Origin of the sequence: Paraneptunicella aestuarii (assembly GCF_019900845.1) — a bacterium.
GTDB lineage: Bacteria > Pseudomonadota > Gammaproteobacteria > Enterobacterales > Alteromonadaceae > Paraneptunicella > Paraneptunicella aestuarii.
Map to the genome: position 1 here is coordinate 529,548 of NZ_CP074570.1, position 12,458 is coordinate 542,005.

Consider the following 12,458-nt stretch of genomic DNA (forward strand, 5'->3'; position numbering starts at 1 on the left):
AATGGTGTAAAACAGCAGTGAGCAAAAAGAAGGGGGAGCGAAAGAAGAAAATAATAGAGATTTTAAAATACATGCCGATACTATACCAATGTGTATGGATTTAACTTGCAGGAAAGTTTAACTCGTTGAACCATAGTCAAACTTCCGTCAAGAGGACGTAGAAAATGAGTTTTTATAGCAGTAACAAAGAACAATTTTTTGTTATTTATGATGCCTTTTACCCCTACTTTATTAACGATAAATATGTGCTTATTGACGGTGGAGCCGCAGGCGATTTATCGCAACCATTTAAGGTCGCTGAAGATATTATTACTGGTGTTCGCTTTGAACCGCGAGGCGATGAGCATATTAATACTTCCCCAGATGATATCTATATTGAAGGTGGTTTGTGGAGTGAAGATGGCATTCAAACACTACACGTAGCTAAAGTACCTTTTGCTTCTTCTATTTGTCCTCCTAATATGCCTCTTCTTGAACAGTTTGAAGACAAATATGGCGTTGATGCCAGGGAAACCTTGCGTAAAGTTGAAGTTCCTTGCCGCAGTATTGATTCTTGCGTGTCGAAAGGAGAAATCCCGCTGCCTAATTTTATTAAACTGGATGTGCATTCTGCGGAATTGCCGGCTTTGGAAGGAGCGGTAAATAGCCTGGATAACTGTGTTGGTTTATTGGTGGAATCATGGCATAGCGAAATTCATCTGGGCCAGGGGTTACATCATTCAATTGAGCGTTTTGCTGTGGAACATGGTTTTGAAGTGTTCGATAACACTGGCCTGGTTAGATGGCGACACAAGTACAACGGTGAAATCGAGCCTTCTGATAGACCGCAATATATTGGTTCTGAAATGCTGTTTATTAAAAAGGATGTGCCTGAAGAATTGCTGTTGAAAAAGGCGTTTACTTTGGCTTTATTTAAATTTGGCAATGCGGCAAAAACGGTGCTGGATACATTGGGTACAAGTGAATCCAAAGCCATCATTGACGCTATTACTAAGCAACAACTTCTTAATCGCGCTTAAAGTATGAAGCCGGTTTGGGTTTGAGGGGCGTTTTTACACTGCCCCTTCAAACCCCAATTGACGCCATGATTCGTATACGAACACTGCAACCGAGTTAGACAGGTTCATGCTGCGACTGTCGGGAAGCATCGGTATACGTAAGCGCTGGGCTTCGGGCATACTTTCAATAATATCGTTAGGTAAGCCTCGTGTTTCCGGGCCGAATAATAAGGCATCACCCGGTTGGAACTGGGTGTCGGTAAAATAGGCTTTGCCTTTTGTAGTGCAGGCAAAAATACGTTTGTTTGGGTTCTGCTCAATATAGTCTTGCAAAGACGCATGGCGTTGAACCTGTGCCATTTCGTGGTAATCCAATCCTGCACGTCGTACTTTCTTTTCATCCAAATCAAATCCCAGAGGCTCAATTAAATGTAATGAGTACCCTGTATTGGCACATAAACGAATGATATTGCCGGTATTGGGGGGGATTTCGGGTTGATACAGGATGATATCGAGCATGGATAAAGCCTTGTTTCTTCTGTCAGTAAACGATTGAGGATAGTTAATGTGGGCGCAAGTATACGCTATTTTTATGTATTGGTTGACCTGTCTATAGCTTTAGGGTTTAGCATATTGCCTGTTCATTTTGTATTTGTTGTTGAGAGGGGGGCATATGAGCGCTCAAAACCTGGGATCTGAGTCGATATGGAAATATAAATCGAGCTTGTCTGATGCTGAATTTCAGCAGCAGTTTGAGGATAAAACCCTTAATCCCGATGAATTCGATCATAAAGGTCACTTGCGTATCGCATGGTTATATTTAAGCCAACAGCCTTTATTGCAAGCCACTAACAGTGTGTGTTCTGGCATTAAAGCTTATGCGGAAAGCCTGGGGGCGAAAGACAAGTTTCATTATACGCTGACAGTAGCCACGGTTCGCTTGATCTCTGAACGCATGGATTCTGGAAACTATCGCCATTTTTACGAGTTGCTGAAAAACAACACTGATTTAATTACAGCGCTGAAGCAACTCATCGCGAAGCAATATAGCGAGGAGTTGCTGAATTCGGAACGAGCCAGAAACGAGTATGTTGAGCCAGATCGGATCTAGCTCAATGCCCTTTATTCATGCCTTTTATTCTTCTGCGAAAAAGCTTAGGGCTTTTTGCAATGCAGGATTGCGGTACTCATCTTTTTCCATCAGTAGTTCGTGTCGCGCTTTGTTGATGATCTCAAAACGACATTGAGGAATGCGGTCGCAAACTGGCTTATGGGATTTATTGTCGATGATGGAATCCGCCCCGGCTTGGAGTACCAAGGTTGGGGTTTTGATTTTGTCGGCATTTTCCAGAATATAGTTCATGGCAAACAATGCCTTGCTTAACCAGTGCATTGTTACCCCACCTAATCGAGTTTCTGGGTAATCTTCAAAAACCTGATTATGGATGTCATATCTAGCCTGGCTTTGCGTGATGGGGTTGCCGTCGAAGCCCTGATATTTGTAGTTGCCTTGCCCAATGAAATACCAGGGAGAGGATGACACGATACTATTCAAGCCTAAGCCTGCGCTTATGATGACTTTTGCTACAGGAAGTGGTATTGGCGCTTTGATGCCAAACATCGGGGAACCTAATGTGGCTTTGGCAAAATCATCGGGGTGCGTAATCAGATACAGTGCCCCAATTGCGCTTCCCATGGAATGGCATAAGAGCATGGGCTTATGCGCTGAATTTGGCGCAACGATTTCATCGTAAAACGTTTTAAAATCGGTGACGTAGTCTTGAAAATCATCGACATATCCCTTGTTGGGATTATTGTTCATTCTGCCAGATTGTCCTTGTCCTCTGTGGTCGGCGGTAAATACCGAATAGCCATTTTGATACAAATCGTAAATCAGCTCTTTGTATTTAACGGCTGCCTCGGTTCTGCCACCAGACAAAACGATACTGCCTTTGGCTTCTGGGTGAACGACATAAGCGGCAAAAATGCTCACTCCTTTTACGCCATCAAAGTGCATTTTGGTGACATGTTCATCCCAAAAAGGCTCAATGATATTGGGGAATTTTGTCGCTAATTCAGATTCTTGTGTCAGCTTTATTGTATTGTTCATTGCTGATCCTGATGTTGGGTACGTCAGTGTTATGAGCAGAAAAAGTGCGCCAATCATTGGAGCAAACTTGTGCTTATGAGATAAAGCCTTGCACATGAGTTTCTGCGTTTGTTTTCAAACTATTATTTCAGGTTATTGTGCTGAGGAATAGTGCAAACTACAACAACCATTGTGTGACAGTGGCATCGCCATTTAAGAACTCTACCTCTGCAAGAGCGCCGTTTATCAGAGTTAAATTGGGCGGCTGATGGCCAATATCCACGTCATATAAAATGGGATAGTCTACCTCACCAATGCCCGCCAGTAGTGCTTCTTTATAGCTTAATTCAATGTCTGGATCGGGGGGCGTATAACTACGTCCGAACATTATGCCTTTCAGGTTTTTAAACACATTCCTAAAACGCATGCTCAATAGTCTTCGTTGTAAGACAAACTGTGTCGCTTCTGCGTTTTCCAAATAGAGAATGATCCCTGTATCGGTATAGCGTTGTTTCAATGCTTCCAGATCCAGATAAGGGGTATCGAATAGATGAACCAGCGTATCCAGACATCCACCAATCAGGCGCCCGGAAAATTGGATTGTTTGTTGCTGAGAGTCTGCATTCTCACCATTCAATATTTTCCACCGGGTTTGCTCTGTCAGATTGAAATTTGCTCTAGGGTGTTGATGAAAATCCAGAAACTGCTTTTGGTATTTTTCGGAAGAGTGCTGACAAAACTGCATACCCGTTGGAGTAGCTAGACAGTTAAGGGTTTGGCTGGTTAGTGGGTCGGGTTGAGACGCAATTTGCTCCATGAAATTTGTTGTATGCGCTGTTGCCCAACCCGCCTTACTGGTAATGGCACAACTGATGGTGCTGACATCTGAATAGCCGAATATCCATTTGGGCTTTGCGCGGCGGATTTGATCAAAATCCAATAATGGCAGTATCTCCATCGCTAGTTCACCACCCCAGGGCGGTGCTATGGCGTCAATATCGTCATCCAATAAAAATGACATTAACTCTTTAGCTCTCGCTTCCTTACTGGCACTAACGCCCTTATTGTTTTGGCGTAGGTATTGTCCTTCCAGAATCTGGAACCCTTTTTCTTTGAAACTGTTGATCACCAAATCAAGGCGTTGATGCATAGAGGGGTCAACGCCAGACGAAAAGGCGGTGAGTGCGATTTTACTTCCTGTGGTTAATGGTGCTGGATACTGAATCATTGACTATTTTTCTACTTTCTCTTTTGTATACATGCCATCAAATAACATTTGCCAGTTTATGCCTTGGTCATGGCTGACTTGCCAACGTTGTTGAACTGTGCCGTCGGGGTGTGGTGTCCAAATGATTCGGTGCATAACAGTACGCCCTGACTGATCCAGTCCTTCGCCCCACATTGCCATTTCTTTAATCGCATTTTCACCTTCACCGCGAGTCACTATGCCCCCGTCTAATTGTAATAGTAGCCCAGTGTTGTCCATCCAGGTTTGATGCCATTTCCCAGTTGTTTGATCATAGATATTCAAGCTATTACCTTCATAACCATTCACACTCACATAGTGTTCGTGGATCACGCAGTCATTGAGTGTTTTGGTGATGTGGTTTGTGCCAGCGGGATGACCATTGGCTTGAGTGACTTGCCATTTTCCCAACCAGAAATCAAAGTCGCGATAGGCGCTGTCTTCACAGGCTGAGGCTGTGCTCGAAGCAAAAGTGAATCCCAGCAATAAAAGGTGAATGAGTGGTTTGCTAATGTATTTCATCAGTGACATTTCCTGTTATTTTTTGCTTGAGCAAAGGTTGGCTGTTTTAACTCTTCTCTTAATTCATCTCTGAATTAGAAAAGGCTTTTCCTGCTCGAAACCGATAACCCCTATGATCGAGAAGTCATGCAGCTTATAATCACAGCATTACAGATTATTACTCATTACGATGAAATACAAAGACCTACGGGATTTTATTGCCCAGTTGGAGCAGAAAGGCCAACTGAAGAGAATTACTCATCCTGTCTCAACCGAATTGGAAATGACTGAAATTGCCGATCGTACTCTTAGAGCGGGGGGGCCGGCACTGTTGTTTGAAAACCCGGTTGGGCATGACATTCCAGTATTAGCCAACCTGTTTGGGACGCCTGAACGAGTGGCTATGGGCATGGGGCAGGAATCTGTCGATTCCTTGCGAGAAGTAGGCAAGTTATTGGCTTACTTGAAAGAGCCTGAGCCACCTAAAGGCTTGAAAGATTTCTGGGAAAAAATCCCTGTATTTAAACAGGTGTTGAATATGCCTGTGAAAGAGATCAGCAAGCCGGTTTGTCAGGAAATCGTTCTTTCCGGTGACGATGTTGATTTGACTAAACTGCCCATTCAAAAATGTTGGCCAGGCGACGTCGCCCCTTTGATTACCTGGGGCTTAACGGTGACAAGAGGCCCTCATAAGAAGCGTCAGAATTTGGGTATCTACCGTCAACAACTTATTGCTAAAAACAAGGTGATTATGCGTTGGTTGTCGCATCGTGGTGGGGCTTTGGACTTTAAGGAATGGTGTCAGGAAAATCCCGGTAAACCTTTCCCTGTATCAGTTGCTTTAGGGGCTGACCCGGCAACTATCTTAGGTGCAGTAACGCCAGTGCCAGATACTCTGTCTGAGTATGCCTTTGCAGGCTTGTTGCGTGGCGATAAAACGGAAGTGGCAAATTGTATAAGTAACGATTTGCAAGTACCTGCCAGTGCGGAAATTGTGCTGGAAGGCTACATCGACCCGGAAGAAACGGCACCTGAAGGCCCTTACGGCGATCACACTGGCTATTACAATGAAGTGGACACTTTTCCTGTGTTTACGGTTACTCACATTACGCAGCGCAAAAATCCCATTTATCATTCTACTTACACGGGGCGTCCACCGGATGAACCCGCTATTTTGGGCGTGGCGCTGAATGAAGTGTTCGTGCCTATTTTGCAGCGTCAGTTCCCAGAGATTGTTGATTTCTATTTGCCGCCAGAGGGTTGCTCTTATCGCATGGCGATTGTCACCATGAAAAAACAATATCCCGGTCATGCCAAGCGTGTCATGATGGGCGTTTGGTCTTTTTTGCGTCAGTTTATGTACACCAAGTTTGTTGTGGTCTGTGATGATGATGTGAATGCAAGAGATTGGAATGATGTGATCTGGGCCATGACGACCCGTATGGATCCTGCTCGAGATACCTTGTTGGTAGAGAATACGCCGATTGATTATCTTGATTTTGCCTCACCCGTTTCTGGGCTAGGGTCTAAAATGGGAATGGACGCTACCAATAAATTACCCGGAGAAACCGATCGTGAATGGGGTGTTCCCATCGTGATGGACGAAGCGATAAAAGAGAAGATTGATGCCATATGGGACGAACTGGATATTCTTTAGTTTTACCCGTGGTGAGAGAGAGTTTTTTAAAATTTGTTAATTGATTAAGTTGGAATTTGAATGGCTGATATTTTGTGTCGTGTTGAAAAGATGGAAGCGCTGACTCCAGCAGTTATTTCGGTAACGTTGGTGCCAGAAGCGAAAGTAGATTTTCAACCAGGGCAGTATTTGCAGGTTGTAATGGCAGAACAAGATAAACGGCCGTTTTCCATTGCTAATGCACCGCGTGAAGATAATAAATTAGAGCTACAGATAGGGGCAACGCCAGATAACCCTTATGCCTACGAGGTTGTCGAGCGTATGAAGTCTGGCAGTATTACCGTTAGCATTCCACATGGTGAAGCTTATTATCGTGATGGCTCCGGTCATCCAGTATTGCTTATTGCTGGTGGAACCGGATATTCCTACGCTCGCTCAATTTTGCATTATGCTTTGCACCATACTGCTGGTTTGGCGCAGCCTTTAACCTTGTATTGGGGAACCCGTACGCTTGCTGATATGTACGAGTACAAAGAGTTACTGGAGCTGGCAAAAGTGAATGAACACTTTGTTTTTGTACCTGTAATAGAAGAAGCTCCAGACAATTGGCATGGCGCACAAGGTTGGGTTCATCATGCTGTAATGGATGACTTTGCTAACCTGGCAGATTATCAAATTTACGTAGCTGGCCGATTTGAAATGGCGGGTGCTATTCGAGAAGACTTCAAGAATAAAGGCATTAAAACAGAAAACCTGTTTGGTGATGCTTACGCTTTTATCTAAAAGAACTGGCCTGGATTGAAATAGGGGAGTTATTCCCCTATTTCTTATCTCAAATTCAAGTTAACTGCATTCCTTATTCAAATACTCTATCGCAGCTTGTTGCGCCTTTTCTCTTATCGTTATTACTGAGCCGGATTGACTGCGCAATTGCAGGTAAAGCTGGGTTATCTGATGTAACGCTACAGTGAGTGATTCGGCATTTAACTGCGCCACTGTTTTTTCCAATTGATGGCTAAACTCAGGTAGCACCGCTTCGATTTTTCTCACTCCTTTTGCTTCCAATCCATGTTGAATCATGGCTAAAGGCCCCAAAACGTTTTGGCGTAGGTATGAGATAAATTCCAAGGCTTCAAATAATTCCCCCCTGGCAATTTTACTGGCTCCATAATGTAGCCAAATCCAGAACCTGTCTTCTATCCATTGTAAATCTGGTGCTGGATAATGGCCCTCTCCCTGAGTAATGATTTGAGTGAGGCGTTGTTCTTTCTCCCAAAGAACAGTGGGTTCATCGACTCGTTGTGCTGCGTCGGGTAATGCGACAAACTTCAAATCGACATGAAGCAAATCTTCCAGTTGAAACAGGCAGATAAGTAGCCTGGGTTCCCCAACATGTTCGCCAGTAAAAGAGGAAAGCAGGTTTCCCATTTTGCTTGCAATATCATGTCGCTCATTCATAACCGCAGAAACATGTTCAGGCTCAATGGCGAGCACAATGTCGAGATCACTGTATTTGTCTAGCTGGTTTTCGCTGAACGAGCCAGAAGCGGCAATACCGACGAAGCGATTGTCGGCCTGGATCACAGGTAACAGATTGGCAATAAATGCTTGATGAATTGGTTGGGCTGATGAAGGCAACTCGATCATGAGTTTACGCTCCTTTTCTCTAAGGATTAAGATTATGTCCGTTCGGCTATTCCCTTCCACTTAACTCTGACTGTTCTTCAGATAGTCTCTTAATCGTAAAGCAGCATTTTAGAATCACATAAGAGGCTTGCTATGTAAATAGTCCATGCCAACTGCCTACATAAAGTCGGTAAGCTAGTGCGTAGGTTTTTCGGTGGATGAGTTTTTAATCTCTTCTATACTTTTGATTAGATGGGAGTATTTGGTCAGGGAAATCAGTGTCAGGAATAAGCGAGATATGGCTTGTTCATTGTGCTTTAAAATCGTGTAGTGGGAGTCAGTTCAGTGGGTAATATGAAATTAAGCACCCTTCTTTATGTATCTATCATTAGTCTTCTTGTGGCTTCTATTATTGTGGTTGCAATGATCAATATTCGAACGATGAACCAATTGGTATTGCAATCGGAGTTAGGGGTCATGGAAGGGTTAAAGAAAAGTGCGTTGATGGAGCTATCGGCGGAAGGGAGATTAGCGACAGCATTATCGGCTTTGGTTGCTCGTCAGCCTGGCACAATCAAAGCACTAAAGGAAGATCGTAGAGAATTATTGGCGCAAGAATATTTGCCCGTTTTCAGCGTTCTGGAAGAAGATTTTGGTGTTAGGCAGTTTCAGTTTCACACGCCACCAGCTACTTCGTTTTTCAGAGTTCATAAACCCGAGAAATACGGTGATGATTTGTCTGAGTTTAGGCAAACGGTTGTTGACGTAAACCGGGACAGTCGAAGTGCAAAAGGACTGGAAGTGGGGGTGGCAAGCTTGGGTATGAGGGGCGTTTATCCTATTACTGACGGGGGAAGCCACCTTGGCAGCGTGGAATTTGGTATGTCGTTCGGGCAGTCTTTTTTTGATGCATTTAAATCACGATATGGCGTTGATATTAGTTTAACGTTAGTCCGTGACGGCAAATATGAATTATTTGCCAGTACCATGAATGGTGATGGGATTGTTGCACAAGATGATTTAAAGCTGATTTTTCAACAGCAAAAATCCGAGTTATTGCACTACCAATTTGGCAAAGATGAATTTGCGGTAATGACTGAGATTGTGAAGAACTTTTCAGGCGAGCCGATTGGGGTCTTGGCGATTGCAAGAAACCGTGCTGCAGAGTTGCAGACCTTAAGTGCTAACCGCTGGAATATGATAATAGTGGCTGGCATTGTCTTGATGGTGAGCGTTATTGCTGTCAGATTTATTTGCTCCCGAATATTGGTCACCATTAAAAATACGGCTTTTATGATGGAAGAAATTGCTACCGGAAATGGAGACTTAACCAAGCGATTGCCGACTGAAGGGCCTGAAGAAATTGCCAATCTGGCACGTGCATTTAATAAGTTCGTGGTGACCATTCAAGGGATAGTTAACGACATTAAATCAAGTTCTGGAACCATGACCGAGGTCGTAAGGGGGGTGAGTGATATTGCCAGTAAAACCGATCTTGGAGTACGGCAGCAATTAAAATCCATGGATCAAATCGCTACAGCAATGCACGAAATGAGTACGGTTGCTAATGTAGTTGCTCAAGGCGCATCGGAGAATGCTCGTCACGGAGGAGATATTGTCAGTGGACTAAAAGTGAGTGAATCTTCGGTCAATCAAACAACTGATAACATTACCAGTGTTGATAATTACCTTAACGATGCAAGAGCAGTAATGCAGCGCTTGGTTAATGAAAGTAACAACATTGGTAATGTGCTCGATGTGATCAAAGGCATTGCGGAACAAACCAATTTGTTGGCTTTAAATGCGGCAATTGAAGCGGCGAGAGCCGGAGACATGGGAAGAGGTTTTGCGGTTGTTGCGGACGAAGTTCGCACTTTAGCGCAACGTTCACATGACTCAACTCAGGAAATCCAGACCATTATTGAGCAGCTTCAATCAGGCGCCAGAGAGTCCGCTGAGGTTATGGAAAATAGTGCCAATCAAGCTTCTACTTGTGTGAAAAATGCAGAAGTGGCGCTTAGCTCGTTAGAGCAGATCCGTAAAGTAGTGAACCTGATCAATGATGAAAGCACTGGTATGGCTCAGGCGGCTGAGGAGCAATATGCCGTTACTGAAGACATCAATAAAAATGTGCAGAATGTTTATGAAATAGCTCAGTCTGTTGCGGAAGATTCAGAAAGTGTTATGAATGAACAACAGAAACTGACTGAATTGGCAGAACATCTTAATGGCCTGGTTGGCAGATTTAAGAGTTAAGTTTTCACATTGCAAAGATAGTATCTTGGGTGTTTTATTATACTTTAGTCGAACTTATGGTTTCCAAGGTTGCATGGGTGAATACATGGATGTTAGCGTCTGTTTGCGCTTGCTATGGATTCCACCCATTAGGCACACCTGATAATATCATTTCTGACATTTTCTAAATGACAGATAACAATGAGGAATTTCATGAAGATATCCAGGTACTTTGTTGTAGGTACATTGATTGGTTTATGTAGTTTTCCAAGTCTGGCCTCTGATGACACCAAGCATATTCCCGGTGTTTTTGTGGGTGCAACACGCATCGACAGTGAGACTGATTTCACCTTTGGGATTGAATACGAATACAAGTTCAATCAAAACTGGGGGGCGGGTGCTGTATATGAACGTACCAATGACGCTCACCATGGTGACGGTGTTGCGGTGTGGGTTGTTTCAGCGTTTTATCATCCAGTCGCCAATGTTCGCTTGGGATTGGGAGCCGGAAAAGAGCGTGTAGGTGGCGGACACCCGCATACGAAGAGTCTTGTTCGAGTCAGTGCAAGTTACGATTTTCATGTGGGTGATTTTGGTGTTGCGCCAACAGTTGCCGTGGATTTTGTTGATAATGATGAAGCTTTGGTTTTTGGTGTCGCTTTCACCAGACCTTTCTAAAAGTGATCATTACAAGTAGAAGTTAATACATTAATCAGTACCGGTCTTATTTTGTGAGAACATTAAGATTGGTTGTTGGGGGGAAGGCAAAAAGAGCGGAGTATCGCTCTTTTTGTCTTTTTAAAAAGGGAATCTTTTGCCTATCTTGCGATAAGTTCCTGCATTAAAGGAATATAACCTTTGGTTACCGGAAATTGCTCAAAATATCCACGAGACTCAAGTATTTTATGCAGCTGTGGGAGCCTGTAGCAGGGTACTCTGGGAATTAAGTGATGTTCTACATGGTAATTCACGTTAGCTGGTGCAAATAGCAACTGTTCCCACCAGCTTGCCAGTGTTGTACGGGTATTCGCTCTGGGGTCTTTATCCAAATAGTTAGGAACCGCACCGTGTTCGGCTGCCTGGCGAACCCTGAGTACAACCATATAACTGGTAAAGAAAGCTAATACCCATAATCCATACATCCACACAAAACCTAAAGACCACAGTAACCCGGCAAATAACAGGTTTACCAAAATGCTTTTCAGCACAGTTTTGTAGTGATTAGGATCGCTGTCCATCAGGCCGGATTTATTAAATACCAATGCCAGAATAAATTTTACGGCGGTTATACCAAAGACATCTCGAGCTATTTTGCGACTAAAGCTGGCTTTTGTAACGGGATAAGCTTTGAAGTTGGGGAGATCGGGATCTCTTTCTGTACCAGCGAAGCCATGATGATGATTATGTTGTTTGGCGTAGAACTGGGTGCTCAAAAACAGAAAGTGAGCGGCAAACCAGTTGCCAATAGTGGTATTTAGCTTGGCATTGTTGAAAAGTAATTGATGCCCTGCATCATGCATAATGATGGCTAAATTAAGCTGCCTGCCACCCAGTAATATAACGGCTAATACAATCGTGAAAGGGTTTGTCCAGGTTCCGACTACGGCAAAGATCGCAGCCGTTATTAGCCAACATTTCAGAATAACCCAAGCCCCCATTAAATCATTGCGCTGAGTTAATGCTTTTACTTCTTCTGGATTAACAAATTGGGATAGAGGTGTCGCCGACATGCGCAAATTCCAACGATTAAAAATGCCACTTTAGCATAGTCTTTTGTAAGTGGTCATATCAGTGATGTCATTTCACGGTGATTTTTTGCGGTTATTTATCTTGGTTTGTTTGTACGGTATGAGAAAGAAAAATTGGCCCATCCCAACCACGTCCTTGTGGTGATGGAGATGTGAACAAGGGATGAGATGGAACCAAATTGCAACAACACGAGAGAACATGAAAACGTTAAATAAGCTGTTTGGCTCAACGTTGAAATAATCTTACTGCTGCTATTGTGAATTGGTTTGCAATTCAAACTGAACTGAACATAAACGAGTCTGCATTTCGTCGCTAGTAACATAAATTTCATCTTACGACGGTTGACGCAACCTGTTTTTGTTATAGTATAACATTTCA

12 protein-coding genes are annotated in these 12,458 nt (G+C 43.5%); 6 read left to right on the forward strand and 6 right to left on the reverse strand.

Going from position 1 to position 12,458, the window contains the following annotated elements; all coding sequences use genetic code 11:
- Nucleotides 1-164 precede the first annotated feature (164 nt).
- Nucleotides 165-1,019, forward strand: a complete 855-nt coding sequence (locus KIH87_RS02235; RefSeq protein ID WP_232359916.1) for an FkbM family methyltransferase — start codon at nt 165-167, stop codon at nt 1,017-1,019.
- Between the two features lie 33 nt (nt 1,020-1,052).
- Here the strand turns inward: KIH87_RS02235 and trmL are convergent, their stop codons facing one another.
- On the reverse strand, nt 1,053-1,517 hold the full coding sequence (gene trmL / locus KIH87_RS02240; protein WP_232359917.1) for a tRNA (uridine(34)/cytosine(34)/5-carboxymethylaminomethyluridine(34)-2'-O)-methyltransferase TrmL: 465 nt from the start codon (nt 1,515-1,517) through the stop codon (nt 1,053-1,055).
- Between the two features lie 154 nt (nt 1,518-1,671).
- On the opposite strand from trmL, the gene KIH87_RS02245 reads away from it, so the two are divergent.
- Complete coding sequence (locus KIH87_RS02245) at nt 1,672-2,109, forward strand: hypothetical protein (protein WP_232359918.1); 438 nt, start codon at nt 1,672-1,674, stop codon at nt 2,107-2,109.
- A 24-nt stretch (nt 2,110-2,133) separates the two neighbouring features.
- On the opposite strand, the gene KIH87_RS02250 is transcribed toward KIH87_RS02245, so the two are convergent.
- From KIH87_RS02250 to KIH87_RS02260, 3 genes are all read right to left on the reverse strand, one after another.
- Nucleotides 2,134-3,108, reverse strand: a complete 975-nt coding sequence (locus KIH87_RS02250; RefSeq protein WP_232359919.1) for an alpha/beta fold hydrolase — start codon at nt 3,106-3,108, stop codon at nt 2,134-2,136.
- A gap of 157 nt (nt 3,109-3,265) precedes the next feature.
- Nucleotides 3,266-4,315 carry a S66 family peptidase gene (locus KIH87_RS02255; protein ID WP_232359920.1) on the reverse strand — a complete coding sequence of 350 codons (1,050 nt, stop codon included), beginning with the start codon at nt 4,313-4,315 and terminating at the stop codon, nt 3,266-3,268.
- Between the two features lie 3 nt (nt 4,316-4,318).
- On the reverse strand, nt 4,319-4,855 hold the full coding sequence (locus KIH87_RS02260) for a hypothetical protein (RefSeq protein ID WP_232359921.1): 537 nt from the start codon (nt 4,853-4,855) through the stop codon (nt 4,319-4,321).
- A gap of 169 nt (nt 4,856-5,024) precedes the next feature.
- Between KIH87_RS02260 and ubiD the strand changes: the two genes are divergently transcribed.
- Both ubiD and fre read left to right on the forward strand, forming a co-directional pair.
- Nucleotides 5,025-6,491, forward strand: a complete 1,467-nt coding sequence (ubiD, locus tag KIH87_RS02265; protein ID WP_232359922.1) for a 4-hydroxy-3-polyprenylbenzoate decarboxylase — start codon at nt 5,025-5,027, stop codon at nt 6,489-6,491.
- A gap of 60 nt (nt 6,492-6,551) precedes the next feature.
- Entirely contained in the window at nt 6,552-7,253 is a 702-nt protein-coding gene (fre, locus tag KIH87_RS02270) for an NAD(P)H-flavin reductase (protein WP_232359923.1), read from the forward strand.
- A 60-nt stretch (nt 7,254-7,313) separates the two neighbouring features.
- Here fre and KIH87_RS02275 read toward each other — a convergent pair whose 3' ends face one another.
- Nucleotides 7,314-8,117: an aminoglycoside 6-adenylyltransferase gene (locus tag KIH87_RS02275; RefSeq protein WP_232359924.1), complete on the reverse strand. Its 804-nt coding sequence runs from the start codon at nt 8,115-8,117 to the stop codon at nt 7,314-7,316.
- 333 nt (nt 8,118-8,450) lie between these two features.
- Here KIH87_RS02275 and KIH87_RS02280 point away from each other — a divergent pair, with 333 nt between their 5' ends.
- Complete coding sequence (locus tag KIH87_RS02280; protein ID WP_232359925.1) at nt 8,451-10,352, forward strand: methyl-accepting chemotaxis protein; 1,902 nt, start codon at nt 8,451-8,453, stop codon at nt 10,350-10,352.
- A gap of 192 nt (nt 10,353-10,544) precedes the next feature.
- Nucleotides 10,545-11,009: a hypothetical protein gene (locus KIH87_RS02285; protein ID WP_232359926.1), complete on the forward strand. Its 465-nt coding sequence runs from the start codon at nt 10,545-10,547 to the stop codon at nt 11,007-11,009.
- 140 nt (nt 11,010-11,149) lie between these two features.
- Here the strand turns inward: KIH87_RS02285 and KIH87_RS02290 are convergent, their stop codons facing one another.
- The gene (locus KIH87_RS02290; protein WP_232359927.1) at nt 11,150-12,061 is read right to left on the reverse strand and encodes a fatty acid desaturase family protein; all 912 of its coding nucleotides are present in this window, start codon (nt 12,059-12,061) and stop codon (nt 11,150-11,152) included.
- Nucleotides 12,062-12,458 lie beyond the last annotated feature (397 nt).

Coding starts and splice junctions, on each gene's coding strand:
- KIH87_RS02235 (WP_232359916.1), top strand. CDS start 165: ATGAGTTTTTATAGCAGTAACAAAGAACAATTTTTTGTTATTTATGAT.
- trmL (WP_232359917.1), bottom strand. CDS start 1,517: ATGCTCGATATCATCCTGTATCAACCCGAAATCCCCCCCAATACCGGC.
- KIH87_RS02245 (WP_232359918.1), top strand. CDS start 1,672: ATGAGCGCTCAAAACCTGGGATCTGAGTCGATATGGAAATATAAATCG.
- KIH87_RS02250 (WP_232359919.1), bottom strand. CDS start 3,108: ATGAACAATACAATAAAGCTGACACAAGAATCTGAATTAGCGACAAAA.
- KIH87_RS02255 (WP_232359920.1), bottom strand. CDS start 4,315: ATGATTCAGTATCCAGCACCATTAACCACAGGAAGTAAAATCGCACTC.
- KIH87_RS02260 (WP_232359921.1), bottom strand. CDS start 4,855: ATGAAATACATTAGCAAACCACTCATTCACCTTTTATTGCTGGGATTC.
- ubiD (WP_232359922.1), top strand. CDS start 5,025: ATGAAATACAAAGACCTACGGGATTTTATTGCCCAGTTGGAGCAGAAA.
- fre (WP_232359923.1), top strand. CDS start 6,552: ATGGCTGATATTTTGTGTCGTGTTGAAAAGATGGAAGCGCTGACTCCA.
- KIH87_RS02275 (WP_232359924.1), bottom strand. CDS start 8,117: ATGATCGAGTTGCCTTCATCAGCCCAACCAATTCATCAAGCATTTATT.
- KIH87_RS02280 (WP_232359925.1), top strand. CDS start 8,451: ATGAAATTAAGCACCCTTCTTTATGTATCTATCATTAGTCTTCTTGTG.
- KIH87_RS02285 (WP_232359926.1), top strand. CDS start 10,545: ATGAAGATATCCAGGTACTTTGTTGTAGGTACATTGATTGGTTTATGT.
- KIH87_RS02290 (WP_232359927.1), bottom strand. CDS start 12,061: ATGTCGGCGACACCTCTATCCCAATTTGTTAATCCAGAAGAAGTAAAA.